The sequence below is a fragment of the Photobacterium lucens genome (assembly GCF_009873615.1).
GTDB lineage: Bacteria > Pseudomonadota > Gammaproteobacteria > Enterobacterales > Vibrionaceae > Photobacterium > Photobacterium lucens.
The window spans coordinates 1-396 of the sequence record NZ_SSMG01000440.1 but is presented as its reverse complement, the minus strand read 5'-3'; the positions used below and the strand labels follow the sequence as shown (position 1 = coordinate 396).

1 pseudogene is annotated in these 396 nt (G+C 33.1%); it reads left to right on the top strand.

From position 1 onward, the window contains the following. A pseudogene (locus tag E5A76_RS20530) lies at positions 1-362 on the top strand (hypothetical protein); the annotation flags it as partial. Positions 363-396 lie beyond the last annotated feature (34 nt).

Sequence of the window (396 nt, the reverse complement as noted above, 5' to 3'; positions counted from 1 at the left end):
TTTTGCAAAACTCATATAGTTATTTTCAATCTGATATTATTGATCAAGATGTGAAGTACTACCTTACAAAATATCAAAATAATACTGTTATTATTACGCGGACAGATAGCGGAATACCCAGTAGACATTATGATACGGTTGATATCGACCTAGTGATGTCGAACCCAGACAATATCCTTAAAAATAGTTTGTCTATGGAAGGAGGAATTAAAAGAGCCAGTGTTGAAAATATAAGAAATTTAATAAGAGATCTAAAAATTAACAGCTCTTCTGTCGGTCAAATAGAATCTTATGTTGTCTCCCCTGTTATGGAGTCAAACATGAGGAGAATGGGATTTAAACACGCCCAACGAGGATGTTAACTTTACACTTTTAATGTATTGGTGAGTATATGTT